Origin of the sequence: Clostridium sp. CX1 (assembly GCF_025398335.1) — a bacterium.
GTDB lineage: Bacteria > Bacillota > Clostridia > Clostridiales > Clostridiaceae > Clostridium_AM > Clostridium_AM tanneri.
Window position 1 is genome coordinate 1 of sequence record NZ_JAODOO010000037.1, and the last position, 4778, is coordinate 4778.

Sequence of the window (4778 nt, forward strand, 5' to 3'; positions counted from 1 at the left end):
GTTTTGTTACTTTAAAAGTAACTCAAAGAATTGCTGGTTTATTTTAAAAACAAGTTTTACTTATCTTTACCTCTGTTTAATTTTCAAGGATCATTTTTTCTCATCTCGACTGCTTAAACATTTTATCATGCTTCTTTTAGCTTGTCAAGAATTTTGTAGATTTTTTTATTTTTTGTCGTTTCCGACAACTTTTATATAATATCATAAATCGTTATTTAGTGTCAATAGTTTTTTCTCTCAACTTTTATCATTACTTTATGATATTAAAACTTTATCCGCCGCTCATTAGCGACGAATGTTATCTTATCATGTTTATTATACACAAGACAATTCTCTAAATGTATTCATCCAAGTTTACAACCTTTATTCTTTTATTTTCTACACTTTTCTCTAAGTTTATCATATAGATACGCCTGACTTAGTTTACATAAGTTAAAGTGGTTCACTAATACTATAAAAATATTTAATTAGTCGTTTGCTATGTTCTAATTCGGAACTATTCTCTCATTTCTATTATTACTTAGCAAATAACCCCTTTATTAATCTCCATCACTAACTCATTTATCTTGTTGTAGTCTGGTTTATCAGGCAGCAAAGTATATTTGGCAGCGTATTTAAAATCACCTTCATATTTATCTACCATCTCAAATATTTCATCATAAGAGTATTTACCATTCCTTATATCTAAAAGTAGCTCTCTGTCTTCTTCTCTATAAGTATTTATTCCCTTTCCTTCCAATATTTCAGTCCCCATCTTTAACAACCTTATTAAGTGCATTGAATGCTTTAAAAGATGAAGAGTATCCTTTTTGTTGTTTCTATGGTTTAATTTATCATAATCATTCAGCACTTGAGCCATCTCTGAATACATATTTTTAAGATCCCTTAATGGATAATGTTTTAGTTTAATATCTATAAATATTTCATTTTCCAATCCATCCTTTTCTGACTGATCAATGTATAGATTCAGTATATCTTCTGTAATATTTTTATATCTATCAGTAAAAGTCATCATCTGTCTATTAATGCTACCTAGAATGTGCTTTTCTTTTTCTGGTTGAGGATAACTGTCATGAGCCAGTGCATTTTGAAGTCTACGAAGCTGTTGTGTAGCATAGCCTCCGAAAGAAGCATATGCACGTCTTGATAGAAATAACTTTGCATTGTCTCTTAGCATTTTTCCTTCCTTTGAACAAATAAACAAATGCTCCTCCTTTGTACCCAGTAGTTCTATAGTATTAGGATTAGCATTAGTAAGCAAATTAATTATTTGCTTTAAGGGGTATATAGTTACATCTAATTCCCTGTTTTCAATTGGTTTATTATAGCAATTCATAGTTAATATTTCTTCTTTACTATTTAAGTAAATTCCTCTTAAATCGAAATCGCTAACATGTTCCCCACTATCTATATTGGTCCCATAAGCATAACTTCCACCAGTAGTTAGCAGTATTAAATGATTATTTAGCCTTTTATCTTCTCTTAAAAAACTATATTCCTTACTATCTATCTTCATTTTCATTTCTTCTATATTCATTTATTCTCTTAATGGGTTATAGTGTAATAATCGAAAACCCACTAGATTTTCACACCCTCTCCTAAATAGATATTTTACATAATTGACCTATTATATCATACTAATATCTCTCCCTAAAAGATTAAAACCTATTTATTTGAACCTAAAAAAGAGCATATAATTCTCTATAAAATCATATACTCTTTTCTATTTTTTCATTCTACTCTTCTACTTTCTGAGTAATTAATCCTGCAAATAGTTATATAGCCATTAATATTATTTATATAAACTATAGGCTAAAAACAACAACTAAAAGCATTTTAAACTTTTCTGTAGCCAACAAAGCATGTGGAATTCCTGCTGGCATAACAATGGTTTCACCTTTTTTCACATTAAACTTCTCTTCTCCAACAGTAATCTCGGCTTCTCCATCTAGAAGATAGACCATTGCATCTCCACCAGAAGAGTGGGAACTAATTTCCTCTCCCTTATCAAAGGCAAATAGTGTAAGACTTAAAGATTTTCCTTGAGCAAGCGTTCTGCTAACTACTCTTCCCTCTTGATAGTCTACTAATGATTCCATTTCTATAACCTTTGAAAAATCAATATTTTTTATTAAATGTTGTGCCATAATATCGCCTCCACTTGTAATTATTACTTATATGTATATATTAACCAAAGTAACAGAAAAATTCCGTAACCCACGTTACATCTAACTATATTTCCCTAAAAAAAGTTAAATATTACTTATGCTGAAAACTTACTTAAATTAACACAGAGTTAAATTTTTTAGTTCACTAGTAAGATAAATATACGTTATGAAGATATCTCATTTTATTAGTGCCGTTAGCTATAAGTACTATGCAATTTTTGATGCTGATGACTGTTCTGCATTTTGAAGAGTACTGTGCTTTCTTCCATATGTAAAATAGGTCACTAATCCTATAGATAACCAAACAGCAAATCCAATCCAGGTTATTGCATGTATCTTTAATAATAATATTATACAGCATGTTATAGTTACAATAGGCGTATATGGAACTCCAGGACATTTAAATTTTCTTTCTAAATTAGGCATAGTTTTTCTCAGGACAATCACTCCTAAAGATACAAGAATAAAACTTAGCAAAGTACCTATGCTTAGAAATTGTACTATGATGCCTAATGGCAAAAAACCAGCAATTATTGAAGCTGTAATGCCTGTTATTATAGTTGATAAATATGGAGTTTGATGTTTAGGATGTATCGTTGAAAATACCTTTGGTAGCAATCCATCTCTTGACATAACCATAAATACTCTAACTTGTCCATAAAGTACTGCTAGTATTGTAGAAATCATCCCTAGTATTGCTCCAGTGCCTATTAAAGCAGACCCCCAATTAATACCTACTCTTGCTAAAGCACCAGGTACTGCATTTTCCGAAATTATCTCCCTAAAAGGAACCATTCCTGTAAGAACAACAGCTACTGCAACATATAGCAGACTAACTGCTGCTAAGCAGATCATTAGTCCAAGTGGCATATCTCTTGTTGGATTTTCTGCCTCCTCTGCAGAAGTCGCAATTGCATCAAATCCAAGGTATGAAAAGAATATGGTTGTTGTTCCAGCAAAAATTCCTTGCCAACCAAAAGGAGCAAAGGGACTATAGTTTACTGGATTTATATGCGTTACTCCTAGAGTTATAAAAAGAAGAATAATAAATATTTTTATACCAACAATTATATTATTTAGTTTTGCACTTTCTTTCATTCCATAACATAAAAGAGTAGTTAAAATTAGTGTTATTAACACAGCAGGTAAATCTACTATTCCCCCTTTACTAGGAGACGCAACAAAAGTTTGGGGAAGTGAAATTCCAATAGATTTCAAAATACCAACAAAGGTTCCTGACCAACCTGAAGCAACGGCACTAGCTGCAACGAGATACTCTGCAGTTAAGCACCACCCGACTACTAGTGCAATAATTTCTCCAAAGGCTATATAAGAGTAAGAGTAAGTACTGCCTGCCACAGGAAACATAGTAGAAAGTTCACAATAACTTAACCCACAAAGACACGCTACTATAGCTGCTAAAATAAATGAAATAATTACTGCTGGACCTGCAGCGTGGGCACCTTCTCCTGTTGCCACAAATATCCCAGTGCCAACAACTGCTCCAATACCTAGTGCAGCTATGTCCTTTGCTTTAAGATTTTTCTTTAAAGCTGAACTTTGCACTCCCTGAAGCATTTGCTCTAAAGACTTTTTTCTCCAAATATTCATAATAAAACCCCCTTTTTTAAATAATTAATAATTACATATCTACCATTTAACTCTGATTAATTAAAAATATAAAACCAAGTGGAAGATATATAATTTATCACTATACACTTTAACACCATATAGTGTAGCAGTATATAGTATTAAATTATATAAGAATTTTTATAAAACTTAAAGCATGGAATATCCTTGTTTGGACAATGTATCTCTAAAATAGTCATTACACATATCACATTGTCGACTTTTAGTACATTTAGTAATTTTATTGCTATTTACTAAGTTTCATAACTAAAAATTTATATTTACCAATAGTACTTTTTCAACTAAAAAATAAAGAAAGGTTGAAGGAAATTATAAAAATGTATCCGCTAATAAAAAAAAAGCATGGGGATATAAATAATATAAATGTTATACTTAACCTATTAGAGGTAAAAGCATGAAGGAGGTAAAACCAATGGTTGTTAAATATTATCTGCTAGACTCTAATGTAGTAATTGCAATATGGAATAGATGCCCAAAATTAATCAAAGAGATAGAAAATGTAAAAGAGATAGACTTTAAAATTAGTAAAGATATAGCTGGGGAATTATCTAAAAAAGAATATATAGATTTTAAAGGAGTAACTGCATTCTCAGACAGATTTCTAAGATTACTGGAACATGTCCTTGATGAAGATAATTTAAAATTTCAGGAAGACTTTGTAAAGAACGGCAAAGTTAAATATGAAAATAATATGTATTTTGTAGATGGTAATAAAATTTCTATAAATGACTATAATCTTATCAATATTTGTAAAGGTAGTGAAATGTACGTGTTAGTTACAGAAGATAAGAGAATGTATGAGAGCGCAAAAGTCTTAATAGGTGATACGAAGGTACTAACCTTCAACCAGTTTATAGAAGATATTTATAGATTTATCTGATTCAAGCTTCACTTCATTGTAAACTACCGTCAACCCTTTTTGAAAGCATAAAAAAAGCACCCTTAATTTAAGGATGCTTC

At 30.6% G+C, this 4778-nt stretch carries 4 protein-coding genes; 1 reads left to right on the plus strand and 3 read right to left on the minus strand.

What is annotated here, in order from left to right:
* Positions 1-520: 520 nt before the first annotated feature.
* The 3 genes from N4T77_RS19845 to N4T77_RS19855 all read right to left on the minus strand — a co-directional run bounded on the left by N4T77_RS19845 (position 521) and on the right by N4T77_RS19855 (position 3779).
* Positions 521-1537, minus strand: coding sequence for a DNA polymerase beta superfamily protein (locus N4T77_RS19845; RefSeq protein ID WP_261673596.1), 1017 nt, complete (start codon positions 1535-1537; stop codon positions 521-523).
* 268 nt (positions 1538-1805) lie between these two features.
* Positions 1806-2147, minus strand: coding sequence for a cupin domain-containing protein (locus N4T77_RS19850; protein ID WP_396125175.1), 342 nt, complete (start codon positions 2145-2147; stop codon positions 1806-1808).
* A 228-nt stretch (positions 2148-2375) separates the two neighbouring features.
* Entirely contained in the window at positions 2376-3779 is a 1404-nt protein-coding gene (locus N4T77_RS19855) for an amino acid permease (protein WP_261673597.1), read from the minus strand.
* Between the two features lie 433 nt (positions 3780-4212).
* Between N4T77_RS19855 and N4T77_RS19860 the strand changes: the two genes are divergently transcribed.
* A complete protein-coding gene (locus N4T77_RS19860; protein ID WP_261673598.1) occupies positions 4213-4698 on the plus strand; it encodes a hypothetical protein in 486 nt (161 codons plus the stop codon).
* Positions 4699-4778: the final 80 nt, after the last annotated feature.